This is a genomic window from Micromonospora sp. CB01531 (genome assembly GCF_001905095.1).
In the GTDB taxonomy this organism is placed as follows: domain Bacteria; phylum Actinomycetota; class Actinomycetes; order Mycobacteriales; family Micromonosporaceae; genus Micromonospora.
Genome location: NZ_LWLS01000102.1, coordinates 20717 through 45501 on the forward strand (window position 1 = coordinate 20717; position 24785 = coordinate 45501).

Here is a 24785-nt window from a genome sequence, read left to right on the forward strand (position 1 = left end):
CGGCAAGCCCGGTGGGGTGCCGAGCGGTCAGCGGGCCACCGAGACGGCCGTGACGACCAGACCCGCGGCGACCAGGTACCGGCCGCGCAGCTCGGTAAGCGGCGGGCCGCCGTCCGCACGCGTGCCGTCCACCAGCAGCCGGGCCGCGAAGGCTCCAGTGGCAGGGTCGACCGACAGTTCGGCGTCCTCGAAGCCGAGCCAGCGCCCGGTCAGCGGGTACCACGCCTTGTAGACCGACTCCTTGGCGCTGAACAGCAACCGGTCCCAGTGCACGCCCGGGTCGGCGTCGGCGAGGCGGCCCAGCAGGTCCGGCTCACCGGCGACGGTCACCAGCGCGCCAACGCCGTCCGGCAGGGGAGCGTGCGGTTCCGCGTCGATGCCGAGGCCGGCCAGCTCGGTGACCCGGCCGACCGCCGCGGCCCGGTAGCCGGCGCAGTGGGTGATGCTGCCGACCACGCCCGCCGGCCACACCGGTTCCCGCCGCGGGCCGGAGCGGATCGGGGCCGGGGCGTACCCGAGGCGGGCGAGGGCCTCCCGGGCGCACCGGCGGGCGGTCACGAACTCGCGCTGGCGGGCCTCCACCGCCCTCGCGACGAGATCCTCCTCGCCCGGGTACGGGGACTCACCGGGAAGATCCGAGAACGCCTCGACGGGTACGGCAGCCGGCGGCAGCAGTGCCTCGATCACGCCGCACCGCCCAGGATCCGCCGCATCGGTCGCGGCTCAGCACCGCGCCGGGTCCACTCGCGCGGGTAGCCCAGCGACACCTCCTCGAAACGCACCCCGTCGTAGTGCGTGGTGCGCGGGATGTGCAGGTGCCCGTAGACCGCGACGACGGCCCGGTGGCGGACGTGCCAGTCGGCGGTCCGGTCGGTGCCGCACCACTGCGCGAACTCCGGGTACCACAGGACCTCGGTGGGTTCGCGGACGAGCGGCCAGTGGCTGACCAGCACCGTCGGCAGCGCCGGGTCGACGGCGGCCAGCCGCCGCTCGGTCTCGGCGAGCCGGGCCCAGCACCAGGACTCGCGGTCCGGGTACGGGTCGGGGTGCAGCAGCAGCTCGTCGGTGCAGACCACCCCGGCGTCGTACGCGCGCTGCAGCGACGCCTCCTTCGACGTGGTGCCGGGCGCCCGGAACGAGTAGTCGTACAGCTGGAACAGCGGCGCGACGGTGACCGGCCCACCGTCGCCGCGCCACACCGGATAGTCGTCCTCCGGGGTCAGCACGCCGAGTTCGCGGCACATCCGGACCAGCGCGTCGTACCGGTCCCGGCCGCGCAGCTGCACCGGGTCGGCCGGGTGCGTCCAGAGCTCGTGGTTGCCCGGCACCCAGATCACCCTGGCGAACCGGTCGCGGAGCTGGCGCAACGTCCGCTCCACGTGCCCGAACAGCTCGGCGACGTCGCCGGCCACGATGAGCCAGTCGTCCACCGACTCCGGTCGCAGGCCGTCCACGATGCGGCGGTTCTCGGCGTACGACACATGGAGGTCACTGACCGCCAACAGCGAACCCGTCACCCGATCGATCTTGCCATTGTCGGCCGGGGCGGGACAGGTGCGCTTGTGCGGCATTCGCCGGAGAACGATGATGGGCCGCATCGGTGTCGCGACCCCGGCGGCGAGCAGGGCCGTACGGGCTGAAACGTCGACTCTTCACGGAAGGGACGACGGCTTGCACCCGATGCTGCGTCGACTCGACGACCTCGCCGCTCACCTCGCCACCCGGCCGGACACCGTGGCGCTGCTCGGCCTCGGCTCGGCCGGCGCCGAGCACGACCGGCTGGACGCCCACTCCGACCTGGACTTCTTCCTCGTCGTCGCGCACGGCGCGGTGCCCCGCTACGTCGAGTCGGTCGACTGGCTGGCCGCGCCCGGCCCGGTGGCGTACAGCTTCGCCAACGAACGCAACGGCCGCAAGGCGCTCTACGCCGACGGGATCTTCGTCGAGTACGCGGTCTTCACCGTGGACGAGTTGCGGCGCCTGCCGTTCACCGGCGCCCGGGTGGTGTGGCAGCGGCCCGACGCGCCCGCCGGGCTGGCCGAGTGCGGGCCACCGGCACGCCCCGCCACGCCGTACGACACCGTCGAGTTCCACCTCAACGAGGCGCTCACCAACCTCTACGTCGGCCTGCACCGCGAGCTGCGCGGGGAACGGCTGACCGCGGCGCGGTTCATCCAGTCGTACGCGGTGGACCGGGTGCTCGCCCTGCTGCGGCTCACCGCTCCGGCGGCCGCGCACCGGCGGGACCCGTTCGACCCGAGCCGCCGGGTGGAGCGGGCGTACCCGCCGGAGGTGCTGCCGCTGGCCGAGATGGTGCCCGGCTACCGGGGCAACCGGGAGGCGGCCCGGGTGACGCTGGGCTGGCTGGAGCAGCGATTCCCGGTCGACCCGGTGATCGCCGCCGCCGTCCGGGCGCTCCTGGGCGAATGACGGGTGACTGCGGCGGCCAGCCCGGCGCAGGCGGCGAAGGCCGGCCCCGCAAACGAAGCTCAGCCGGTGAGCAGGTCGGCGAAGTGGTCGGTGGCGCGCAGCAGTTCCCGGGCGATCGCCGGTTCCGCCGCGGAGTGGCCGGCGTCGGGCACGATCCGCAGTTCGGCCTCCGGCCAGCGCCGCGCCAGGTCGTACGCCGACACCGGTGGGCAGCAGAGGTCGTAGCGGCCGTTGATGATGACGGCGGGAAGGTGGCGGATCCGGTCCACCCCGTCGAGGAGTTGCGTCTCGCTGGTGAAGAAGCCGCCGTGCAGCGCGTAGTGGGAGAGGATCCGCGCGATCGGCAGCGCGTGCTCGTCGGCGGTGAAGTGGGCGAGCAGGTCCGGGTCGGGGCGCAGCGCGGAGTTCACCGCCTCCCACCGCCCCCAGGCGACGGCGCACGCGCGGGCCTCGGCGTCGTCGGGCCCGTGCAGCCGCCGGTGGTATGCGCCCAGCAGGTCGTCCCGCTCCGCTTCGGGGATCGGGGCGATGAACCGGTCCCACTCGTCCGGCTGGAGGTGGCGCAGCCCGCCCTGGTAAAACCAGTTCCGCTCGCTGCGCCGCAGCAGCAGGACGCCGCGCAGGATCAGGCCGGTGACCCGGTCCGGGTGGCTCTGCGCGTACGCCAGGCCGAGGGTGACCCCCCACGAGCCACCGAACACCAGCCAGGAGTCGATCCCGAGCCGCTCGCGGATCACCTCGATGTCGTCGACCAGGTGCCAGGTGGTGTTGGCGCGCAGTCCGCCCGGCGGGGTGCTCCGGCCCGCGCCGCGCTGGTCGAACAGCACGGCCCGGTAGCGGTCCGGGTCGAAGAACCGCCGCGCCGCCGGGACGAGGCCACCGCCGGGACCGCCGTGCAGGAACACCACGGGCACGCCGTCCGGCCGGCCCACCTCCTCCACGTACAGCTCGTGTCCGTCACCGACGGCGATCCGGTGGGTGGCGTACGGCTCGATCGGCGGGTAGAGGCGGGGCTCGGTGGTCATGGCGAACCATCCTGCCCGTTCGCGGGCCGCCGGTGGGGGCGGCCGTCGGTCAGCAGGCGATGTTGCTGCCGAGGTTGTCGAGGAGGGCGTCCGCCACCCAGCCGGACACGCCGGTCGTGGTGTCCTTCAGGTAGGTCCAGGTGTAGGTCGTGTGCCCGTTGGCGGTGACCTTGTCGCCGTTGGTGAAGCACCAGAAGTCGACGTTGTGGGTGTACTGCCCATACCCCAGGGAGGCGCAGCTGGTGTGCGGGCCGGAGCGGATGTTGACGTTGCTGGCGTTGAAGAGCTGGCCGCCCGCGGTGTCGACGTTGGTGCGGGAGTGGCTGCAGGATGCGCCGGCCGGCGCCGCCGCACTGATGACGGCGACGCCGGAGCAGGCGGTCGCCAGCGCGACGGCCGTCGCGATGGAGGAAACCTTCCGCACGTTGATCAACCCCTCGAAGTCGGAGCAGCACGCAAAGTGATCCGAATATTTGCATGCTTCAAGATGCAGATCAAGAGTTCGCCGGCCGGCGTTCCGGCGGCCTGGGCGTGGTGCGATGCCGGGCGGCCGGACGACGTGCCTCGACACCGGACGGAGCCGGCGCCGGGCCGGCCGGATCCTGACCGGGACCCGGGCAGGGCACCGGTCAGGACGGCCGGCTCAGGCGTTGGCCGAGATCCCGACGTCGGGGCCCGCCGCAGGCTGCTCGGCGGTCCGCACGGCCGACTCCGCCTCCGGCGCGGTGCGTTGCGCCGGCGGACGCACCGCGAACGCGTCGAAGGCGGGGCCGTTCAGCGGCGCGCGCGAGGTGTTCGCGTCACCGGTCGGCAGTTCCCGGCCCTCGGAGCGCTCCGCTGCCGGACGGTCGGCCGCGTCCTGCCCGGCGTCGTCGCCGAGGAGGCGTGGAGCGACCTGCGGATACTCGGCGGTTGCCGCGCCGCCCGCGGCGGCTGCCATGACCGCCGCGGCGGCCAGGTCGGCCACCCGCTTCGCCTCGCGCTGCACCCGGGCCCGGGTCTCCTTGGCGTGCTGCTCGGCGAGGTCCGCCGCCCGTCGCGCCTCGTCGAGCCGCTTGGTCTCGGCCGCCAGGTCCCGGCGTACCTCGACCAGGCGCCCCTCCAGCGCGGCCCCCTCCTGCTCGACCGTGGCGATCTCCTGGCGGGTCCGTTCCAGCCGCTGGCCGACGCTGCCCAGCTCGGCCTGGAGCTGCGTGAGGGTCTCCTGCCGCTGCTGAATCTCCTGCTGCACAGTGGAGAGCTGCTCCTGGTGCGCCGCGGTCTCCTGGTCGGCCCGCTCGCGGACCTCGGTGGCGTACTGCTGGGCCTCGGCGACCAGCGCGGCGATGTCCCGTTCGGCGGCGCTGGCCCGGTCGGCCAACTCCTGCTCGGCGGCGGCCCGCCGCTCGTCCAGCTCGCGGGCCATGGTGGCCTGCCACTGGGCCAGCTCCTGCTGGGCCTTGCTCCGGGTGGCCTGGACCTCCTGCTGGATCTGGGTACGGGCCGCCTTCACCAGCGCCTCCGAGGCGGAGCGGGCCTGGTCGACCTGCTGCGCGCTCTGCTCGGCGATCCGCTTCGCCTCCTGCTGCGCCCGTTCGTGGGCGGCCTGCCCCTCGACGCGCAGCTTCTCGGCCATCTCCCGGATCGCGGTGAGCTCCGCCTGCGCGGCGGCGCGCTGCTCCTCGTGCGCGTTCTCCTGCTCGGCGCGGCGCGCCGACAGCTCTTCCTCCAGCTCCCGCAGTTGCCGGACGGCCTCCTCCTGCGCCGAGGCCAGTGCCTTCTCGGCCTGCTCCTGCAGGTCGGCGGCGCGCCTGGTCGCGGTTTCCGTGATCTGGGCGGACTGCCGCTCGGCCAGGTCGAGGATCTGCTCGACCATCGGACCGAGGTCCCGGAAGGACGCCCGGTCCACCTCGGCCGGTCGCTGCCGCAGCTCCGCCGCCTCGGCCTGGGTCCGCTGCACCTGCATGGTCAGCTCCCGCACCTGCGCGTACGCCCGGTCCCGGCCGGCCGCCGATGCGGACAGTTCGGCTTCGATCTGCTCGACATACCGGTCCACCTGGCGTTTGTCGTAGCCGCGCAGCGCCGGGTCGAACCTCGGCCGTACGGACACGTCGTCGTGGGATGCGAACGCTTCCTCGCCGTTGGACATTGCGCCATCCTCCGTCAGGTACGCCAGCGGCGGGCCGGCGGACGACCGCCCCGCAAGGGCATGATGAGGCGCAACGGTACCGTCGCCGGCGCGCGGGTCCTGCCCCACCCCGGTCCCCGGCCGGGCGCCCTGCGCGTCCAACCGGTCGTGCACCAGGTCGACCCGGTGCCAGTGAACCGGCCGCAGCGGTCCGCCGGGCCCGCCCGGCCCGAAACCGGCTGGCCGGAACCACCCTCGGGCCGCATCCTGGCCGGCATGACGACCGTACGGGAACTGGCCGCCGCCGACTGGCCGCAGCTGTGGCCGATGCTGCGCGACATGGGCGTCGGTGACGAGCCCGCCGAGACGCACCGCGAGCGCTTCCTGCGCCTGCTCGCCGACCCGCGCTGGGCGCTGCTCGGCGCGGTGGACGCCGGCGGACTGACCGGGTACGCCGCCGCCCAGGATCACGGCCCGCACCTGCGCTCCGGCGACACGCACCGCACCGCGCGCCTGCACGACCTCTACGTACGCCCGGACCGGCGCCGGCACGGGGTGGGCCGGGCGCTGCTCGCGGCGGTGACGCGGTGGGCGGCCGGGCGGGCCCGCTACCTGGAGTGGCAGGCGCACCGGGAGCGGGCGGCGCCCTTCTACGAGCGGCTCGGCCACCGCGGCGAGCCCTGCCCGCAACCCGAGTACCCGACCTTCATCGTCGACCTCGGCCCGCGCTGAACCTCACGGAAGCGGATGGGAGATGCCCCGGGCGTGGTCGGTGATGGCCGCGCCGACCACGGTGGCGGTCAGCGGCAGCACCTCCAGGCAGCGGCGCACCGCCGCGCCCATCAGCGGGTTCGGCACCCGCATGGAGAGCGTGCAGTGCGGCACCCAGCGTCCCGGCTGGTAGTGCTCGACCAGCCCGATCCCGGCCCGGGCCAGCCGCTGGTGCACCTGGGCGTGGTGGGCCAGCAACTCGGCGTTCGGGGCCGGCCCGAGCCACAGCACCCGCCCGACGAACTGCCCCGCGTGCTGGAACTCCAGCCGCAACGGCGCGGCCACCACCATCCCGGCGAGCGCCTCGGCCACCCGCTCCGGGTCGAACCGGGGCGCCACCGCGAGCGAGACGTGCGGGCGGTGCCGCTGCTCCAGCAGCGACCGCATGCTCTGCACGCCCTCGGACTCCAGCGCGTCCCAGAGCACCCGGATCCGCCGGGTGGCGTCCGTGTCGAGATACAGCTCCAGCGCCGCGACCACGCGATCACCCTAAGTGAGCGTCCGGGAACTCGGCAGGGCGCATGGTCACAAGGCGATGAAGCACGGCGTGTAGTGGATCGATATGGAGCGAGCTCCTGGTAGATCGGCGGTTGTCTAGGCCAACCGTTCACCAGGAGCTCGCTGTGTCATTGTCGCCTGCGTGTGTCTGCTCGTCATGCCCAGCCCACCCGGTGGGCGTGTCAGCACCGCCAACCTGCGGGTTCTACCCGTCTTCGTCGCTGACCGACGCCCAGTGGGCGATCATCGAGCCATTGCTGCCCGCGCCGGGCAACACTGCCGGGCGGGGCGGGCGGCCGGAGAAACATCCTCGTCGCCTGGTGTTGGACGCGATCTTCTACCTGGTGCGGGGCGGGATCGCGTGGCGGCAACTGCCGGTCGGGTTCCCGCCACCGACCACCGTCTACGACCGGTTCCGCGCCTGGGCCAAGGCCGGTGTGTGGCAGGGCATCCATGACGCGCTACGCGACCTGGTCCGCCTCTACGAGGGCCGGGACCCGCAACCGACCGCCGCGATCATCGACTCCCAGTCGGTGCGTGCAGCGGACACCGTGCCCCGAGCCGGCCGAGGATACGACGCCGGCAAGAAGATCAACGGAACGAAACGGCACCTCGCCGTGGACACCGGCGGCCTGCTGCTGGCCGTGATCGTCACGATGGCCGGGCTGCAAGACCGCGACGCGGGACACCGGCTGCTGGCCCGCCTCCGCGAACGCTTCACCACCATCACCCTGGTCTGGGCCGATGCCGGATACGCCGGACGGCTGCTCGTCTGGGCCCGCACCGTGGTGCACCTGACCGTCCAGATCGTCAAACGCAGCGAGCCGGGCTTCGTCGTCCTGCCCCGCCGGTGGGTGGTAGAGAGAACGTTCGCCTGGATCAGCAAGCATCGGCGCTGCGTACGCGACTACGAGACCAAGCCCGGCCACCACGAAGCCATGATCTACATCGCCATGATCATGACAATGTCACGCCGACTCGCCCGCACCGGCAACTGGTGAAGTTCCCGGACGCTCACTAAGAGGTGAGGTTTGCCCGGCCCGGCGGGCGGTACTGCCCCGGTGGCACCGACGGCGGAGGAGCGTGGACGAGTGGACGTGAACGATCTGCTGACCGAGGCGTACGACCGGCTGCCCGATCTGGTGGCGGCGGCGGTCGACGGGCTGAGCCCGGAGCAGTTGCGCCAGCCTCCGGCGCCCGGGGCGAACACGGTGGGCTGGCTGGTCTGGCACCTGACCCGGATCCAGGATCACGGCGTCGCCGACCTGCTGGGGGAGGAGCAGATCTGGGTCACCGGCGACTGGGCGCGGAGCTTCGGGCTGACCGCCGACCCGGACGACACCGGCTTCGGGTACGGCCCCGAACAGGTCGCCACCGTACGGCCGGAGAACGGTCAGGTGCTCCTCGACTACCACGCTGCGGTGGTCGACCGGACCCGACGGTACCTGCGCGGGCTGCGCCCCGCCGACCTGGACCGGGTGGTCGACCTGAACTGGGACCCGCCGGTCACCCTCGGCGTGCGGCTGGTGAGCCTGCTGGACGACGATCTGCAGCACGCCGGTCAGGCCGCGTACGTGCGCGGGCTCGTCGAGCGGGGCTGACCGTCGCCCGCACGCACCTGAACCCGGTCACCGCTGCCCCGCCGTGGTCTCCTCCGCCGGCCCGGAGGATCCCGCGGCGGCGGGCCGCGCCGCGACGGCGCCGGCGGGGGAGGGGACCGCTCGGGTACGCCGGGCCAGCCCCTTGTCGACGCCGACGAACAGGAGCCCGAGCAGCCAGAACGCGAACGCGAAACCGAGCGAGCTGAGCCCCACCCCGTCGTAGCCGAGCTGACCGGCGTCGACGAACGGGTACGGGTAGCGGTGCACGATCAGGCCGCGCACCAGGGCGAACCCGAGGTACGCCAGCGGGAACGCCAGCCACCAGGCCGCGTAGCGGAGGCGCAGCCGGCCGCGCTGGTCGAACAGCACCCAGTCGGTGACCGCGAGCAGTGGCACGACGGTGTGCAGGAACTGGTTGCCCAGCGCGTCGCCGAGCGCCCGGTCGGGCTGGGCCATCGCGAACGGGCTGGCCGGGTTCGCCAGCACCAGGTGGTAGACCACCCCGGTGATGGTGATGTAAAGAGTCACCGCACCCTTGAGCACGGACGGGGGCTCCGGCCGGTCGTGCCAGCACCGCCAGGCGGCGTATCCGGCGAATCCGCCGACCGCCACGTTGCTCTGGATGGTGAAGTAGGGCAGCAGCCCGGTCACCGTGGCGGGGCCGAGGGCGGTGAGCACGATGCCGGCCACCACGCTGAGCACGGCGGCCAGGCGAAAGAGGATCGCCAGCCGGCGACGCCGCGGGGTCACGGGGGCAAGCTATCAGCCCGGCCGCCGCAGGTCACCGGCCCGAGGCGCGCCGGCCGAACGCGATCGCCGGCAGTGGTCGCGCGCGACCGGACGGGGCATCCGGGGCCACGTGCCCGGCCGCTCAGCGCAGGGTCGGGCGGACCGGGGCGGACAGGTGCACGGACGGACCCGCCGGGCGGTGCGCCGGCCCCGTGACGGCCGGGGTGGCGGCGGTGGTTGCCTGGCCACCGGCCGGCTGGCCGGTAGCGGGCCCGGTGGGCGGGCTGTCGGTCCGCTCTTTCGTCCCGTTGCCGGCACCCTTTTCCTTGTCCGGCGCGTCGAGCAGCCGCTCGCAGTAGCCGGTGACCTTGTCCCGGCCGCCGGCGGTCGTCACCAGTTCGGCGAAGCGCGGCGTCTTGAGCGTGCGCCGTCGGGTCTCGTCCGGCTGCGCCAGGTACGCCTTGCAGAGCCCGGTGAGGAGAGCCGGGGTGCTCGGCTGGGCATTCGGACCGGCGGTCGGGCTGGGTTCGGCGGCCGGGGTGGGCGAGGAGCCCGGCCCGGTGGTCGGCGAGCCCGGCAACCCGACCCCGACCTTCGGCGTCGCGGTGGTCTCGGCGCCACCGCTGATCGGCGCCGGCAGCGTGTCAGTGGCGGCGGCGAGCGCCACGCCACCGGTGGCGGCGGCCAGCAGCGCGGCGAGCGCGATCTTCGCGCTGAGCAGGTTGGCGACGAACCCCTGCTTGGGGCGGGGTGCCGCCGGGAGCAGTCCGGCGCGCGCCGTGCGGAACGCCTGGAGGGCGGCCGCCTCGCCGCCGAGTTCGTGCGGGTGCGCGGCGACGCGGACGGCGGCGAGGAGCCGGACGAGCGCCTCGGGACCGTGCTGCGCGTCGGCGATCGGACCGACGAGCAGCCGCTCGACGGTCTCCTGGTCCATCCGGTGTGTGGTCATCTCGTGTCCCTCAGCGCCGCCACGCTTCGTGACGTCACATGGAAACCCCCGCCGGAAACCCGAATCCGGCGTGAGACCGCTCACCTGCGTCGGGTAGTCAGCCCATCGTCTTCGCCCCGTCGATCGACTCGCGGATGATGTCCGCGTGGCCGGCGTGTTGCGCGGTTTCGGCGATCACGTGCAGCAGCACCCGGCGCACCGACCAGCTCGCCCCCGGCTCGAACCACGGCGCGACCGGCAGTGGGTGCGCCTGGTCCAGGTCGACGGTGGCGATCAGGGCGTCGGTCTCGGCGGCCACCCGGTCGAACTCGGCGAGCAACCCGGCCAGGGTCTCGCCCTCCGCCATCCGGAACTGCCCGACCCAGTCGACGGGCTCGCTCTCCATCGCCTCGGCCCCGCCCACGGCGAACCGCATCCACCGCTCCTCGGTGGTCGCCACGTGCTTGATCAGCCCGCCGAGGCAGAGCTCGCTGACCGTGCTGCGCCGGGCCGCCTGCTCGTCGGTCATGCCCTCGACGGTCTGCCGCAGGAAGCCACGGTGCCGGCGCAGCGTCGTCAGCAGGTCGGCCCGCTCACCGGTGAGGACCTGGTCGGAGACGCTCATGTTGTCCGCCTTTCGCTTGACGATCGCGGACACCGTACGACGGCACACCGACAGATTCCGGCTTCCACACGGGACCGTCCCGGTTGCCGATTCGTCCGGTTGGCGGTGCACTGAATGACATGGGTGTCATCAAGGTGGGTACGTCATCCTGGGCCGATCAGTTGCTGGTGCGCTCCGGCTGGTATCCCCGCGCGGTCAACACCCCCGCCGGCCGCCTCGGCTTCTACGCCGAGCGGTTCGGGCTGGTCGAGGCGGACACGTCGTACTACGCGATCCCGCTGCCGGAGACGGCGGCGGGCTGGGCGGCCGCCACCCCGCGGGGGTTCACCTTCGACGTCAAGGCGTTCCGCCTCTTCACCGGCCACCACACCCCGGTCGCGGCGCTGCCCCGTGAACTGCGGCCGGCCGGCGGGCCGAGCCTGATCCGCTGGCGGGACCTGCCCGCCGGGGCGTACGACGAACTCTGGGACCGGTTCCACGCGGCGCTAGCGCCGCTCGCGGCGGCCGACCGGCTCGGTGCCGTGCTGCTGCAGTTCCCGCCCTGGCTGGCCCGCGGGGACGCCGCCAAACGGCGGATCCGGGATACGGCCCGGCGGTGCCGGCCCTGGCCGGTCTGCGTCGAGCTGCGGCACTCCTCGTGGTTCAGCGAGGAAGCGGTGGTGGACACCGTGACTTTCCTGCGCGAGCAGGGGATCGGGTACGTCTGCGTGGACATGCCGCAGGGCCACGTCTCCTCGGTGCCACCGATCCTGATCACCACCGCCGACCTCGCGGTGGTCCGGTTCCACGGGCACAGCACGGGCTGGGAGAGCGGCGACAGGCAGGACAGGTTCCGCTACGCATATGGCGAGGAGGAGCTGCAGCACTGGTCCGAGCTGCTGCGTGAACTGGCCGACCAGTGCGCCGAGCTGCACGTCCTGATGAACAATTGCTGCGGCGACCAGGCCCAACGGGACGCCGCCCGGCTCGCCGAACTGCTCGGCGTCGAGGCCGGCCGGGAGCGGGCCGGCGCCGGATCCTGACCCCGGGCCGAGCGCGGCCCCGGCTCGCTCCGTGCGTCGGGGTCAGCGGGCGTCGGGGTGGCGCGTCGGTGTCCTCGCCGCCACTCCCCGTACCGGCTCAGCCGCGCCGCCGGACGCCCTCCGGGTGCATGCCGGTGGCCTCCTCCAGCGCGTTGTCCGGCAGGTCGCCCTCGGCGCTGTCGTCGGGAAAGGTCCGGGCGGACGGCGCCGGATCCGGCGGCGCGCCCGGTCCGGCCTCAGCGGTGCGGGTCGGCTCCACCGACCCGAAGCCGTGCCGTCCGGCCGCCGGCCCGCCCGCCGCCGCCCCGCGCGCCCGGCGCTCACCCCGCCGGCCCTCCGGGACCGCGGGCTCCTCGCTGCCCTCGTCCATCGGCGAGTCCTGGCCCGCGCCCCAGGGCGGGTCGGCGTCGAAACCGTCTGTGGTGCCCCACGGCTTGCTCGCCTCGGGGCCCCGCCCCTCGCCCGTCCCCGGTCGTTTCTTGCTGCTCATCGCCACCTCACCCTGGCTGGGTTCCCGTGCCCGCGCTGAATGCCCGCCACCCGCCCGGTCATGCCGGATCGGCGTCCGCGAGCGGCCGGCGGCGCACGCCCTTGTGCGCCGCCGGCCGCTCGGCGGGTCAACGGCCGGCCGTGACCAGGTGCCGCGTGGCCGCGCCCATCGCGGCGACCTTGGCGATCGTCCTCGGCGAGCCCAGGGCGACCTTGCCGATCTTCGGCGCGCCCTTGCCGACAACCTTCCCGATCTTGGGAGCACCCATCGCGGCGACCCGCAGGCCGGCGATCTTGCCGATCTTCGGAGCGGTCATCCCGACTACCTTGCCGATCTTCGGCCCGCCCATCGCGATGACCTTGCCGGCCATCCTCGGCCGGGTGATCACCCCGCCGGCCCGGCCGAGCATGCCCCGGAGCACCTGGCCCGGCTTCTGTTGCTCGCCCATGTACGCGGTCACCACCACCAGCGCGCCGGTCAGCGCCGGCACCGCCCACTGGAGCAGCTTCATCTGCCGCTGGCAGGAGGCCACGCTCGCCGGGGTCTGATAGCTCGGCTCGGTGATCCCCTCGACGGGCGGCCCACCCGCCCGCTCCAGCTTCTTGCCGAGCATCCGGCTGTAGCCGGTGACCGCCAGCGCGCCCACGGTCAACGCGGTCTTCACCGCGCTGATCTTCCCCACCCCGGACTGCACCGCCATCCGTGGGCTCTCGGTGACCATTTCGCCGACCGCGCCGGCCAGGTGGGCGCCGATCGCCGCCGCGTTGACCGGGGTCCAGCGCGCCCAGCCCGCCGAGGCCACCGGCAGCCGCTGCGTCGAGTCGTCGACCCGAGCCGCCGCCGCGTTGACGCCGAGCGCGCCCATCAGCGAGCCGCCGAACCATGCCGCCAGGCCCAGATCGTGCATCGACCGCAACGCGGTGTGCCGTTCGGACATCTGATCCCCCTCCGCCGTGTTCGGGCGGTGCGGCATACCCACGTTCCGGCCGGCTACGCCCCCGATCGATCCCGCCCGGCGGAGCCGGCGTGCAGCCCGGCCACCCGTCAGCGGCGCGGCAGGGTGGCGGCGAACGCGGCGACCCGGGCGGCCAGCGGGGCCGCGGCGCGTACCCAGGTGAAATGGTCCAGCGGGCCGCCGGCCTCGGCCACCGTGTAGCGGTGCCGGGTCACCGGCGCGGCGGTGAGCTTGCCGCAGAGGTGGTCCAGGGTCTCGTGCGGGGTGTACTGGTCGTCGTCCACGCTCACCGCGAGGACCGGCGTACGCACCCGGCGTACCGCTGCCTCGACGTCGACCCCGGCGAGCACCGGGAACCGGCCGGTCCGGGCGGTGTACGCCCAGTCCCGGATCACCCCGCGGGCCTGCCTGCCGCCGAACCCCCAGCCTGGCCACACGCCGAGCAGCCGGGCCACCGCCGAGATCCCCTGGGTGTACGGCAGCACCCCCCAGCCGCGCAGCCTCGGGTACCCGCGCCACCAGGGCAGGCCGACCGCCACCAGGGCCAGCCCGTCCACCGCGTCCGCGTCGTGCAGCGCCTGGTGCAGCAGCGCGACCTGCCCGCCGAGGGAGTGCCCGAGCAGCAGCCGGGTACGGCCGTCCAGCCGGGGCTTGAGTGCGTCGAGCACGGCGCCGACGTCAACGGCCAGTTCGGGGTAGCCGTAGCGGCAGGTGCGTGTGGGAGCCGGCGTGCTCTCGCCGGTGCCCCGCAGGTCGACCACGACGACGGCGAGCCCGGCGCCGCGCAGCGCGGCGGCGAAGGGCCGGTAGTAGCGGGCCCGCACCCCCATCGCCGGCCAGAGCACCACCACCGGCGCGCCGGGCGGCCCGTCCGGCTCCGGGTAGACCTGGACGCCGATCCGCGCCCCGTCGACGTCGACGAACTCCTGCGTGTACTCCCCGCTCACCGGCTCAGGGTACGGCGGCAAGCTACCGGCGGGTAGCCGCGGGGGTGCCGCACCGGGCCACCGGTCCGGTCGGCGCGGGCCGGTCCGTCCCGTCCCGCGCGGCCGGGCCGAGCCGTCCCACCGCGCCGGGAAAGGCCCGTTCGACCCGGTCGACGGCCGCCAGCACCGCGGGCACCGCCAGCTCGGCCAGCGCCGGGTGGAGCCCGTCCCCGGGCGGCCGCGGCCCCGCCCAGAGCGCCTGATGCCACGGCCGGTCCGGCGGCGGGCCCCAGAGCGCGGGCGAAACCGGGCCGAAGAGCAGCACCGACGGGGTGCCGTAGGCGGTGGCCAGGTGGCCGATGCCGGTGTCGCCGGCGAGCACCAGCCGGGCGTGGGCCACCAGGGCGGCCAGCTCGCCGAGGCCGGTCCGCCCGGCCAGCACCGCCTCCGGCGGCAGCGCGGCGCCGCGGGCCACCTCCTCGGCGATGCCCCGCTCACCCGGGCTGCCGGTCACCAACACCCGATGGCCGCGCGCCGTCAGCTCCCGGGCCACCGCCGCGAAGCGCGCCGGTGGCCAGCGCCGCTCGGCGGCCTTCGCCCCGGGATGGACGATGCTGACCCCGCTGGGCCGCGCACCCGGTGCGGGGCGGCGCAGCGCCAGGTCCGTCCGGTCGGCCGGGATGCCGTACCAGGCCAGCAGCCGGCACCACCGGTCCACCTCGTGCTCGTCGGCCCGCCACGGTGGACCGTCCTGGTGCCCGGCCTCGGCGTTGGCGAAGGCGAGCAGCCGGCCGGGCCTGACCTCGGCCAGCCTCCGGTGGGACTGCGGGCCCCGGCCGTGCAGGTTCACCGCCAGCGCGACCGTCGGTCCGGACCACCCCAGGTGGCCCAGCCCGTCCGCCTCGACCAGGCGGTCCACCCCGCCGACCAGCTCGACCAGCGGCGCCAGCCAGCGCGGCGCGACCAGCGCCAGCTCAGCACCGGGGTACGCGGCGCGCAGCGCGCGCAGCGCCGGCACCCCGGTGGCGAGGTCGCCGACGCCGAGCGCGCGGAGCACGAGGATCACGGGTACGAGGACTCCTGCTCGGCGCAGACCACCAGCTCGCGTACGGCGCATCCCGGCGGCTGGGCGAGGGCGAACAGCACCGTCTCCGCGGTGTCGGCCGGGTCGTTGAGGATCGCGTCCGGCCCGGGCCGGTACTTCTCGTCCCGGTCGTCGAAGAACGCCGTCCGCATGCCACCCGGGATCAGCAGCGTCACGCCGACCGAACCGGCCAGCTCGGCGGCGAGCGCCCGGGTGAAACCGACCACCCCGAACTTCGCCGCGCAGTACGCGGTGGCGTCGCTGACCGCCTTGACACCCAGCGTGGACGCCACGGTGACCACCGTGCCGTGCCCGCGTTCCAGGTACGGCACGGCCGCCCGGACCACCGCGGCGGTGCCGAGCAGGTTGATCGTCACGATCCGGTCCCAGGTGTCGCCCGGCACGTCGGCCAGCCGCCCCGGCACGTCCACGCCGGCGGCGGTCACCACACCGTCGAGCCCGCCGGCCTGCTCGGCCAGCTGGCAGGTGGCCGCCTCCGCGGCGCGGGTGTCGGCGAGGTCGCACTCGACCCAGGGCACCCCGTCGGCCGGCGCCCGCCGGTCGAGCACGTACGGCCGCCCGCCGGCCTTGGCGACCGCGGTCACCACCGCCGCGCCCAGACCGCTCGACCCGCCGGTCACGAGGACCGCCCTGCCGTTGATGTCCCGGCCAGCACTCCGCTGACGCTCGCTCATACTGCCGCTCCCTTGACGAGGTGGAGGCCGCGCTGGTGCGCGGCGGAGATGGTGCCGGTGGTGGATCGGCCGGCCAGGTAGGGGACGGTGACGACCCGGCCGCCCCAGCGGTGGACCAGATCCGCCTCGGGCAGCTCCGGCCCGCCGTCCTCCCCGGCGTAGTCGCCGCCCTTGACCCAGACGTCGGGCCGCAGTCGGGCCAGCACCCGGTGCGGGGTGGGCTCGTCGAACACCATCACCGCGTCGACACAGTCCAGGGCGGTCAGCAGCCGGACCCGATCCGCCTCCGGGTTGACCGGGCGCTCCGGCCCCTTCAGCCCGCGTACGCTGCGGTCGGAGTTGAGGCAGACCACCAGGCAGTCGCCGAGACGGCGGGCCGCCTGGAGGGTGGCGACGTGCCCGGCGTGCAGGATGTCGAAGCAGCCGCCGGTGGCGACGACCGTGCCGCCATCGGCGCGTACCGCAGCCACCAGATCCTCGGCGGTGCGGGCGGCGGCAGGTGCCGGGGGCTGCGCCGGCTCGCGGTGCAGGCCGGCTGCCCCGCCCGCCGCCACGTACGCCGACGCGGCGGCCACCGCCGCGCCGACCGCCTCGGAGACCAGCGCGCCGTCGCCGAGCGCCAGGGCGGCGGTGGCGGCGAACCGGTCGCCGGCGCCGCAGGTGTCCTCGACCCGGTCCGGAATGGACGGTGGCGGCACGACCAGCGGGGTGCTGCCGGCGTGGCAGAGCGCCGCGCCGTCCGGACCCATGGTTACCGCGACCGCGCCGACCCGCCAGCGGCGCCGCAGCTCGTGCCCGGCCCGGGTCGCGGTGGACAGCGCCGAGCCGGCCCCCGCGTCGCCGGTGAGTTGCCGCAGCTCGGCGAGGTTCGGCGTGGCCAGCCGGGCCCCGGCCACGGCGGCCGGGCCGCGCGGGTGCGGGTCCCACACCACCGGGGCGGACGCCTCGGCGAGCGCGGCGCGCAGCGTCGGCTGCCGAACCAGGCCGCGACCGTAGTCGCTGACCAGGATGGCCCGGGCCTGGGAGAGCACCTCCAGCACCGCCTCCGGCGGCTCGCCGGGCGGCTGCGGGCCGCCGCCCCGGTCCAGCCGAAGCAGCGTCTGTCCGCCCGCCCGCAGCCGGATCTTCTCGGCGGTCGCGCCGGGCAGCTTCATCGGATAGACCGCCACCCCCGCGTCGGCCAACAACTCGGCCAGGCGGGCCCCACAGGCGTCGTCGGCGAGCGCGGTGACCAGCGCGACCTCGGTGTCCTGGGCGGCGGCGAGCAGCGCGGCCAGTCCGGCCCCGCCGGGCCGGTCCACGGCGGTGCGCTCGTCCAGCACCGGTACGGGGGCGTCCGGGCAGACCCGGTTCACCGTGCCCGTCACGTCCCGGTCCAGCAGGGCGTCGCCGACCACGACGAGCGGCCCGCTCACCGCTGCACCCAGCCGGTGCCGGTGGACCCGTTGCGGTGGTGCCCGTTCCGCCCGTGGCCGTCGACGCTGTGTCCCGTGCCGCGGTGTCCGTTGGCGGTGTGCCCGTTCGCGCGTTGCCCGTTGGCGGTGTGTCCGCTCGCGGTGTGCCCGTCGCGGAGGAGCGGGACGAGCGGTGGTGCCCACCCGGTGATGCGGGTGCCCCGGGGCTCGGTCACGGTCGTGGTGGGCAGCTGCCGGATCAAAGGGAGGGCCTGGTCGACGTACTCGCAGAGCACGTGGGTGGCGACCAGGTGCAGCTCCTGCACTACCTGGCTCTCCGGCGAGTCGATGGCGAGGACTTCGTGGCAGGCGTCGGCGAGTGGGTTGGGTGTCGGGCCGGTGAAGGCCCAGCAGCGCAGTCCGGTTTCGTGTGCGGTGTGGGCGGCGGTGAGCAGGTTGGTGCTGGTGCCGCTGGTGGACAGGAGTAGGAGGATGTCGTCGGTTCGGCCGTGGGCGCGGACCTGGCGGGCGAAGACCTCGTGGTAGCCGTAGTCGTTGCTGATGGCGGTGAGTGCGGAGGTTTCGGCGTGCAGGGCGATGGCGGACAGGGGTTCGCGGTCGTCGCGGAGTTTGCCGACGAGTTCGGCGGTGAGGTGCTGGGCCTCCGCGGCGCTGCCCCCGTTGCCCGCGACGAGGATCCGTCCGCCCCGGGCGAGCGTCCAGGCCAGCTCCGTGCCCCAGTCGGCGAGCCGCTCGGCCTCCCGCCGGAACGGCAGCAGCGCCGCCGCCAGCCCGGACAGGTGCGCGTCGATCATGTCGCCCCGGGTCATCAGGCCACCGCCCGGGCGGGACGGGCGACCGTGGTCACCGTGGCGTAGACCGCGCTGAGTTGCTCGGCGCAGCGCTTCCACGAATACCGGCTCCGGATCCGGTCCAGCGCCGCCGTGGCGTACGCGAAGCGGCGCACCTTGTCGGCGAGCAGCCGGCGGATCGCGGTGGCCAGCGCGCGGGGGTCGCGCGGCGGCACCAGGTCGCCGGTGAGCCCATCGACGACGGTGTCGGCGATGCCGCCGACGTTGCTGCCGATCACCGGTACGCCGCAGGCCATCCCCTCCAGCGGGGTGAGTCCGAACGGCTCGTACCAGGGGGCGGCCACCAGCACGTCCGCCGACCGGTACCAGCCGGCCATCTCCTCCCGGGGCACCCCGCCGACCAGCCGGACCCGGTCGGCGACCCCGCAGGACTCGGCGAGCGCCCACAGCCGCCGGGCGAAGGCGTCGACGGGCAGCAGTTCGGCCGGCGGGCCGCCGACCACGACGCACTCGGCGTCCGGCACCGCGGGCAGCGCCCGGACCACGTCCAGGAAGCCCTTGCGCTCCACCAGCCGGCCGGCCGTGAGGATGCGCGGCCTGGCCGGGTCGCGCGGCGCGGCCGGGCCGTCAGGGTGGAACACGCGCTGGTTGACGCCGGAGGGGACCAGCGCCATCCGGGACCGGGGTACGCCCATCCGGACCAGCTCGGCCACCTCGTCGCTGCACTGCACGACGACCCGGTCGACGGCCCGCCCGAGCGCCCGTTCGTAGCCGATCCGTCCTGGTGGGCTGGTGTCCCGGGCGCCCTGGTGGCGGCGCTTCACCGTGCCGAGCGCGTGGTACGTGAGCACGGTCGGCACCCCGGTCCGCCGGCCCGCGTGCACAGTGGCCAGTCCGCTCATCCAGAAGTGTGCGTGGGCCACCTCCGGGGTCCAGCCGTCGCGCCGCCAGGTGTCGGCCAGCCAGCTGCCGAACTCGCCCATGTACGGCAGCAGTTCGTCCTTCGGGACCCGCCGTGGCGGCCCGGCCGGCACGTGGCAGACGTAGTAACCGTCCGGGGTCGACACGGCGTCGGGCAGGGTGGGGGAGTCGCGGCGGGTGTAGACGCGGACGTCGTGTCCCTCGCCGGCCAGCGCGGCCGCGAGTTCCGCCACGTGGGTGTTCTGGCCGCCGGCGTCCTCCTCGCCGAGGACGGCGAGCGGGCTGGCGTGCTCCGAGATCATCGCGATGCGCATGTTTCCTCCTCCATCAGCCGGTCCCAGTCGACGAGGAACCGGTCGAGCCCGAAGCGTTCCTTCGTCACCTCGCGCGCCCGCGCCCCGAGCCGGTACGCCGCGTCGCGCTCCTCGGCGAGCCAGCGGGCCGCCTCGACCAGCGTGTCCACCCGGGTGGAGAGCACCCCCGCATCGGGCGGCACGGCGTCCACCGCCTCGGTGGTGGCGAGTGCGATCACGGGCATGCCCATGGTCATTGCCTCGATCAGGCTCAGTCCGAGGGATGTCCAGCGGCACAGGTGCAGGTACGCCCGTCGTCGGGCGAGTTCGGTGTGCATGGCGTGTTGTGGGAGGTCGTCGTGGCTGGTGAGTCGGTCGGGTGGGAGTTCGAGGTGGTCGGCCAGGCCGGTGACGCCCATGCCGTAGACGTCGAGTGGGGCGATCTCGGCGAAGCGGGGGAGCAGGTCGGTGCCGGTGACCCGCCAGCGGCGTACGGGTTCGTTGATGACCACGGCGAGGCGGTTCAGCTCGCCGGTCCACTCGACGGCCGGTGCGACCACACCGTGCTCGATGACGGTAGTGCGGGTGGCGCCGTTGTCCCAGAACAGCTCGTTGAAGTGGGTGACGTGGGCGATGATCAGGTCGTTCCGGTCGGCCATCGGGTGGCGGGTGTTCGGCACGTCGCCCTTGGGGGTGTTGTGCTCGACGTAGATCGCCGGCACGTCGCGGCCCACCCGGCGGCCCAGCCACTGCTCGGCCAGCTCCAGCTCCTCGGGCCGTTGCAGGACGACCAGGTCGACCTCGGTCCGCCCCAGTTCCTGCGGGGTCACCTCGACGGCGTTCGCCGGCCAGGCGTACGTCCGCGCCCGCCCGAGGCCGTACGGACCCCGGTCCGGGGTGACCGGCACCAGGTAGCGGTGTCGTCCGTGGACGAACGACGTCGTCCAGGAGCCGTGCACGTGCCACAGCAGAACGTTCATGCCTCTCCTCACGATCGGGCTGGTCGGGCGCGGCGGACGGGGCGGTCAGTCGGGCGCGTCCAGGAGCCGCACGGCGGCAACCACCTCGGCCGGGTCGACGCCGGCCAGACAGGGGTGCCCGGCGACCGGGCAGACGGCCGCGCGAGTGTCCCGACACGGCGCCCCGGCGTCGCCGAGCCGGACGGTCGGCACCCGGTACGGTCCCCACTGTCCGAACGGGACGGTGGGGGCGAAGAGGCTGACCACCGGGGTACCCACGGCTGCGGCGAGGTGGGCCGGCCCGGTGTTGCCGACCACCAGGCAGCGGGCGCCGGCGATGATCCGGACGAGCCCGGTGAGGTCCGTCGACCCGCCGAGGTCCACGCCGCCGCCGGCGGCGGCGACCCGCGCAGTCAGGTCCCGCTCGTTCGGGCCACCGGTGACGACGACCCAGCGCCCGTCGGCGACCAGGGCGGCCACGATCTCGGCGCAGCGGTCCGCCGGGCAGGCCCGGGCCGGCACCGACGAGCCGGGGTGCACCACCACGTAGTCGTCGGTCGGTACAGGGACCGGGTGGTCCGGCGCGGTTTCCGTCCCGGTCGGTGGCTCCAGGTCGTCCCGCAGCCGTAGTCCCGGTTCGTCGTCGGGGGGGAGGGTGTATCCGGCGGCGGCGGCGAGGGAGAGGGCTCGTTCGGGTTCGGGTATGCCGGTGGGGACGTGGTGGCGGATGTCGAGCAGGGTGCCGGGGTAGTCGTCGCTGATGGCGCTGATGCGGGGTATGCCGGCGAGGCGGAGGAGCAGGGCGAGGGGTAGGGGGGACTGGTGGAAGGAGGTGAAGATGATTGCTTCGTCGGCGTGGGTGGTGGTGAGGCGGGTGGTGAGGTGGTGTATGTCGTGTGGGTCGACGGGTTGGGGGTTGCCGTCGATCCAGGGCAGTGGCCATTCGATGATTTCGTCGATGCCGGGTAGCAGGTCGGCGGCTGCGCGGCCTTGTGGCCCGCAGAGCAGTACGACCCGGTCGGCGCCGGCCGCGACCGCGCGGATGCCCGGGCCGGTGACCAGCACGTCCCCGGCCGCGTCGCTGCGCACCACGAGGACCGTCCCGGCCCGCCCCGCGCGCGGCGTGACCGGCCGGACCGTCCGCGTCCGGCGCAGGATCTCGTCCACCGCGGCGGGCAGGTCCCGGGCCACGGTCGGCGCCTCGGCGACCTCCTCCGGGCGGGTGACCGGGGTGGGGACCAGGATGCCGGTCGCCCCGGCGGCGAGCGCGGCCGTCATGTCCCGGCCGATGTCGCCGACCAGCACGCACCGGGCCGGCGTGGTGCCGAGCGCCCGGGCGGCGGCGTGCACCAGACCCGGCGCCGGCTTGCGGCAGCCGCAGCCGTCGGTGTCGTCGTGCGGGCAGATCTGCCAGTCGTCGAAGGGGCCGAGCAGCTCCTCCACCCGGGCGTTGACCCGGCGCAGGTCCTCAGCGGTGAAACAGCCCCGCGCCAGGCCGGACTGGTTGCTGACCACGGCCAGGCGCAGCCCGGCCGCGCGCAACCGGTCCAGCGCCTCCCGCGCGCCGGGCACCGGGCGGACCTTCTCCGGGTCGCCGTTGTAGGGCACATCCTCGACGAGCGTCCCGTCCCGATCCAGCAGCACCGCGTCGAACAGGGCGGGACCGGTTGACGTCTTGGCCGCCCAGTTGCCTGAGGCAAGCGAAGGGAACGTCATCGTCCCGCCTCGGTTCCGTCCGCCGTGACGACCGCCCCGGCGGGCTGCGGGCGGGCGTGCCACCAGCCGCGTACCCAGTGGACGACCGCGAGCGGCGGGATGAGCGCGCTGGTCGCCAGCATGGTGACGACCTCGTCGTGGGTGCGCGGGCCGGGCGCGATGCGGACCCGGGCGAAGTCGCCGGTGCCGGCCGCCCAGCCCAGCCCGGCGACGAGGGCGGCCGCTCCGAGGGCGCGCCGCCGGGCACCGGGACGGGCCACGGCGCGCAGCACGGTGGCGGCCAGCGCGACCGCGCCGGCCGTGGCGACCGCGACGTGCCCGGGCCGCCGGCCCGGGGGCAGGTCGAGCGCGGTCCGCCAATTCCGGCCGTACAACCGGCGCAGCAGCGCGTCGTCGGCGTTACCGCGCTGGGTGCGCAGGCTCACCCAGCGGCCCTCGGGGCGTACCGGATGGGTGACCCGGCGCTGGCCGCGGACCAGGTCCCAGCCGGCCAGCCGGACCCGGTGGGCCAGTTCGGCGTCCTCCCGGTAGGCCCGGGGGAAGCGCTCGTCGAACCCGCCGACGGCCGCGAGGGCGGCCCGGCGGTAGGCCATGTCCGCGGTGATCCACCTGCCCTCGGCCAGGCCGGCGGTGGCACGTTCCCAGTCGGTGGGGCGGCGGTCCGCCGGCAGCGGCACGGTCACCACGCCCTGCACCCCGCCGATCCGGCCGGGCACCGCGAGGTCGGCGCGCAGCCGCCGGGCCCAGTCCGGCGCCGGCACCACGTCGTCGTCCAGGAAGACCACCCACTCGCCGCGGGCGGCGCGCCAGCCCAGGTTGCGGGCCGCCGCCGGGCCCGCGCCACGACCGGTCAGCACCTTCGTGTACGCCGCCAGCGCCCCCGGCACGGCCAGTTCCCCGATCTCGTCGCGCCGGTCGTCGACCAGCAGCAGGTCGGCCCCGGGCAGGTCGCCGAGCTGACCGGCGAGGGTGTCCAGCAGCACGGCCAGGCTGGGCCGGCCGAGCGTCGGCACCACCACGCTGATCACCGGCCACCGCCCAGCGCCCGGCGGTGCACCGCGAACGGACCGAGGGCGAGCAGGTCCACCGGCGCGGAGCCGAACAGCTCCATCGCCTCCCGCGGGGTGTCCACCATCGGCCGCCCGGCGGTGTTCAGCGAGGTGTTGACCACCACCGGCAGCCCGGTGCGCCGCTCGAACTCGGACAGCAGCTCGGCCACCAGTGGCTCGGTGTCGGCGTGCACGGTCTGCACCCGGGCGGTGCCGTCGACGTGGGTGACCGCCGGGATGCGGTCCCGCCACTGCGCCTTCACCCGGTGCACGAAGAGCATGTACGGGCTGGGGAAGACGCCCTCGAAGAGCTCCGCGAAGCGTTCCGCGCGGACCATCGGGGCGATCGGCCGGAACTGTTCCCGGCCCTTGACGTCGTTCATCCGGCGGGTGGTGTCCGGGTCGCCGGGGTGGGCGAGCAGCGACCGGTGGCCCAGCGCCCGCGGGCCGTACTCGCTGCGCCCCTGGTACCAGGCGACGATGCCGTTGTCGGCGAGTACCCGGGCCGCCTCCGCGGCGATCGACGCCGGGCGCCGGTACGGCAGCGCCGCCCGCCGCAGCTCGGCCTCCAGTTCCTCGTCCGACCAGCCGCGGCCCAGGTCCGCCCCGGCCATCGGAGTGGACCGGTCGCCCAGCTCGCCGGCTACGTGCAGGGCCGCGCCCAGCGCGGTGCCCGCGTCGCCGGCCGCCGGCTGCACCCAGACGTCCCGGAACGGCCCCTCGGCGGCGAGCCGGGCGTTGGCCACGCAGTTCAGCGCCACCCCGCCGGCCAGGGCCAGGGTGCTGGCGCCGCCGGCGGCGTCGTACAGCCAGCGGGAAAGGCCGAGGACGACCTCCTCCAACCGGGCCTGCACGCTGGCGGCGAGGTCGGCGTGGTCGTCGGTCAGCTCGCCGTCGGCGGTGCGCGCCTTGGCCATGCCGGCCCAGTCGATCCGCTCGACCTGGAACCCGCCGTCGTCGGTGACCCGGACCAGCTCACGGAGCATGCCCAGATGCGTCGGCCGGCCGTACGAGGCGAGCGCCATCACCTTGTACTCGTCGCTGGAGTGCAGGAAGCCGAGGTGCCGGGTCAGGTCCTCGTACAGCAGGCCGAGCGAGTGCGGAAGTTGCTGCGCGTACAGGGATGACAGCCGTCCATCGCGGTAGACACCGGCCAGGTGGCTGGCCACCTCGCCGCGCCCGTCGAGCACCAGCACCGCGGTGTCGTCGCCGGCCGGCGGGGCGGCCAGCCCGGCGGAGGCGGCGTGCGCCACGTGGTGCGGCACGAACCGCACCTTCTCCGGGTCGAGCCCGGGCAGGGCGGCGGCGAGGAACTGCGGCGCCCTCGTGGCGTAGTCGACCCGCAGCCAGTCCCACGGGTCGTCGAGTCCCAGCTCGACCGCGTCGCGGTAGAGGCCGGGGTCGAAGGAGTACGCGACCGCGTCGAGGCTGTCGACGTCGATCCCGGCGCTGGCCAGACACCAGGCGGCGGACAGCTCGGGCAGCTCCCAGGCGGCGAAGGGCACCGGGCGCTTGCCGTGCTTGCGGCGGCTGAACCGTTCCTCTTCGGCGGCGGCCACCACCCCGCCGTCGACCACGAGGGCAGCTGCGGGGTCGTGGAAGATCGCGTTGATTCCGAGGACGCGCATGAGGCAGTCCCTACCCCCGCCGACCCCGCCTAACCTATAGATCATCGACTTCTGCTCAGGAGCGCGGCGTCGCCTGTGGATATTCGGATCAGTGACCAAAGACATCCCAAGAGCTTGAATGTCAAGC

General features: G+C 74.6%; 26 protein-coding genes. 5 read left to right on the forward strand and 21 right to left on the reverse strand.

What is annotated here, in order from left to right; all coding sequences use genetic code 11:
- Positions 1-27: 27 nt before the first annotated feature.
- Both A6A27_RS31085 and A6A27_RS31090 read right to left on the reverse strand, forming a co-directional pair.
- Entirely contained in the window at positions 28-687 is a 660-nt protein-coding gene (locus A6A27_RS31085) for a 4'-phosphopantetheinyl transferase family protein (RefSeq protein ID WP_073838208.1), read from the reverse strand.
- On the reverse strand, positions 684-1571 hold the full coding sequence (locus A6A27_RS31090) for a metallophosphoesterase family protein (RefSeq protein ID WP_198940521.1): 888 nt from the start codon (positions 1569-1571) through the stop codon (positions 684-686). The genes A6A27_RS31085 and A6A27_RS31090 overlap by 4 nt, the downstream gene beginning before the upstream one ends.
- A gap of 100 nt (positions 1572-1671) precedes the next feature.
- On the opposite strand from A6A27_RS31090, the gene A6A27_RS31095 reads away from it, so the two are divergent.
- Entirely contained in the window at positions 1672-2430 is a 759-nt protein-coding gene (locus A6A27_RS31095; protein ID WP_143194263.1) for a hypothetical protein, read from the forward strand.
- A gap of 59 nt (positions 2431-2489) precedes the next feature.
- Here the strand turns inward: A6A27_RS31095 and pip are convergent, their stop codons facing one another.
- From pip to A6A27_RS46960, 3 genes are all read right to left on the reverse strand, one after another.
- Positions 2490-3455, reverse strand: coding sequence for a prolyl aminopeptidase (gene pip, locus A6A27_RS31100; protein WP_073838210.1), 966 nt, complete (start codon positions 3453-3455; stop codon positions 2490-2492).
- A gap of 49 nt (positions 3456-3504) precedes the next feature.
- Positions 3505-3879, reverse strand: coding sequence for an SH3 domain-containing protein (locus tag A6A27_RS31105; RefSeq protein WP_073838231.1), 375 nt, complete (start codon positions 3877-3879; stop codon positions 3505-3507).
- 219 nt (positions 3880-4098) lie between these two features.
- The gene (locus tag A6A27_RS46960; protein ID WP_073838211.1) at positions 4099-5583 is read right to left on the reverse strand and encodes a DivIVA domain-containing protein; all 1485 of its coding nucleotides are present in this window, start codon (positions 5581-5583) and stop codon (positions 4099-4101) included.
- A 255-nt stretch (positions 5584-5838) separates the two neighbouring features.
- Between A6A27_RS46960 and A6A27_RS31115 the strand changes: the two genes are divergently transcribed.
- Positions 5839-6294: a GNAT family N-acetyltransferase gene (locus A6A27_RS31115; RefSeq protein ID WP_073838232.1), complete on the forward strand. Its 456-nt coding sequence runs from the start codon at positions 5839-5841 to the stop codon at positions 6292-6294.
- Between the two features lie 3 nt (positions 6295-6297).
- Here the strand turns inward: A6A27_RS31115 and A6A27_RS31120 are convergent, their stop codons facing one another.
- Complete coding sequence (locus A6A27_RS31120; protein ID WP_073838212.1) at positions 6298-6813, reverse strand: 2'-5' RNA ligase family protein; 516 nt, start codon at positions 6811-6813, stop codon at positions 6298-6300.
- Positions 6814-7010: 197 nt separating this feature from the next.
- Here A6A27_RS31120 and A6A27_RS31125 point away from each other — a divergent pair, with 197 nt between their 5' ends.
- Positions 7011-7832, forward strand: a complete 822-nt coding sequence (locus tag A6A27_RS31125) for an IS5 family transposase (protein ID WP_073838213.1) — start codon at positions 7011-7013, stop codon at positions 7830-7832.
- Positions 7833-7922: 90 nt separating this feature from the next.
- Positions 7923-8432, forward strand: coding sequence for a mycothiol transferase (locus tag A6A27_RS31130; protein ID WP_073838214.1), 510 nt, complete (start codon positions 7923-7925; stop codon positions 8430-8432).
- Between the two features lie 27 nt (positions 8433-8459).
- Here the strand turns inward: A6A27_RS31130 and A6A27_RS31135 are convergent, their stop codons facing one another.
- The 3 genes from A6A27_RS31135 to A6A27_RS31145 all read right to left on the reverse strand — a co-directional run bounded on the left by A6A27_RS31135 (position 8460) and on the right by A6A27_RS31145 (position 10714).
- Complete coding sequence (locus tag A6A27_RS31135) at positions 8460-9182, reverse strand: Pr6Pr family membrane protein (RefSeq protein WP_073838215.1); 723 nt, start codon at positions 9180-9182, stop codon at positions 8460-8462.
- A gap of 121 nt (positions 9183-9303) precedes the next feature.
- Complete coding sequence (locus A6A27_RS31140; RefSeq protein WP_143194264.1) at positions 9304-10110, reverse strand: hypothetical protein; 807 nt, start codon at positions 10108-10110, stop codon at positions 9304-9306.
- Between the two features lie 97 nt (positions 10111-10207).
- Positions 10208-10714 carry a DinB family protein gene (locus A6A27_RS31145; protein ID WP_073838233.1) on the reverse strand — a complete coding sequence of 169 codons (507 nt, stop codon included), beginning with the start codon at positions 10712-10714 and terminating at the stop codon, positions 10208-10210.
- 119 nt (positions 10715-10833) lie between these two features.
- Between A6A27_RS31145 and A6A27_RS31150 the strand changes: the two genes are divergently transcribed.
- On the forward strand, positions 10834-11736 hold the full coding sequence (locus A6A27_RS31150) for a DUF72 domain-containing protein (RefSeq protein ID WP_073838217.1): 903 nt from the start codon (positions 10834-10836) through the stop codon (positions 11734-11736).
- 97 nt (positions 11737-11833) lie between these two features.
- Here the strand turns inward: A6A27_RS31150 and A6A27_RS31155 are convergent, their stop codons facing one another.
- The 12 genes from A6A27_RS31155 to A6A27_RS31210 all read right to left on the reverse strand — a co-directional run bounded on the left by A6A27_RS31155 (position 11834) and on the right by A6A27_RS31210 (position 24658).
- Positions 11834-12226: a hypothetical protein gene (locus A6A27_RS31155; RefSeq protein WP_073838218.1), complete on the reverse strand. Its 393-nt coding sequence runs from the start codon at positions 12224-12226 to the stop codon at positions 11834-11836.
- Between the two features lie 127 nt (positions 12227-12353).
- Positions 12354-13163, reverse strand: a complete 810-nt coding sequence (locus A6A27_RS31160; protein WP_241825533.1) for a hypothetical protein — start codon at positions 13161-13163, stop codon at positions 12354-12356.
- A gap of 107 nt (positions 13164-13270) precedes the next feature.
- Positions 13271-14128 (reverse strand): alpha/beta hydrolase family protein, encoded by an 858-nt coding sequence (locus tag A6A27_RS31165; RefSeq protein WP_073838219.1) that lies wholly within the window; start codon positions 14126-14128, stop codon positions 13271-13273.
- A 22-nt stretch (positions 14129-14150) separates the two neighbouring features.
- Complete coding sequence (locus A6A27_RS31170; protein WP_073838220.1) at positions 14151-15173, reverse strand: glycosyltransferase family 9 protein; 1023 nt, start codon at positions 15171-15173, stop codon at positions 14151-14153.
- A complete protein-coding gene (locus A6A27_RS31175) occupies positions 15170-15886 on the reverse strand; it encodes an SDR family oxidoreductase (protein ID WP_073838221.1) in 717 nt (238 codons plus the stop codon). The genes A6A27_RS31170 and A6A27_RS31175 overlap by 4 nt, the downstream gene beginning before the upstream one ends.
- Entirely contained in the window at positions 15883-17301 is a 1419-nt protein-coding gene (locus tag A6A27_RS31180) for a PfkB family carbohydrate kinase (protein WP_073838222.1), read from the reverse strand. The genes A6A27_RS31175 and A6A27_RS31180 overlap by 4 nt, the downstream gene beginning before the upstream one ends.
- Positions 17298-18110 carry a D-sedoheptulose-7-phosphate isomerase gene (locus A6A27_RS31185; protein WP_083673010.1) on the reverse strand — a complete coding sequence of 271 codons (813 nt, stop codon included), beginning with the start codon at positions 18108-18110 and terminating at the stop codon, positions 17298-17300. Before A6A27_RS31185 ends, A6A27_RS31180 begins: the two co-directional genes overlap by 4 nt.
- Complete coding sequence (locus A6A27_RS31190; RefSeq protein WP_073838223.1) at positions 18110-19327, reverse strand: glycosyltransferase; 1218 nt, start codon at positions 19325-19327, stop codon at positions 18110-18112. The genes A6A27_RS31185 and A6A27_RS31190 overlap by 1 nt, the downstream gene beginning before the upstream one ends.
- On the reverse strand, positions 19312-20286 hold the full coding sequence (locus tag A6A27_RS31195; RefSeq protein WP_073838224.1) for a glycosyltransferase: 975 nt from the start codon (positions 20284-20286) through the stop codon (positions 19312-19314). The genes A6A27_RS31190 and A6A27_RS31195 overlap by 16 nt, the downstream gene beginning before the upstream one ends.
- A gap of 45 nt (positions 20287-20331) precedes the next feature.
- On the reverse strand, positions 20332-21981 hold the full coding sequence (locus tag A6A27_RS31200; RefSeq protein WP_073838225.1) for an HAD-IIIA family hydrolase: 1650 nt from the start codon (positions 21979-21981) through the stop codon (positions 20332-20334).
- Positions 21978-23009 (reverse strand): glycosyltransferase family 2 protein, encoded by a 1032-nt coding sequence (locus A6A27_RS31205; protein WP_073838226.1) that lies wholly within the window; start codon positions 23007-23009, stop codon positions 21978-21980. The genes A6A27_RS31200 and A6A27_RS31205 overlap by 4 nt, the downstream gene beginning before the upstream one ends.
- Positions 23006-24658, reverse strand: a complete 1653-nt coding sequence (locus A6A27_RS31210) for a carbamoyltransferase family protein (protein WP_073838227.1) — start codon at positions 24656-24658, stop codon at positions 23006-23008. The genes A6A27_RS31205 and A6A27_RS31210 overlap by 4 nt, the downstream gene beginning before the upstream one ends.
- Between the last annotated feature and the right edge of the window lie 127 nt (positions 24659-24785).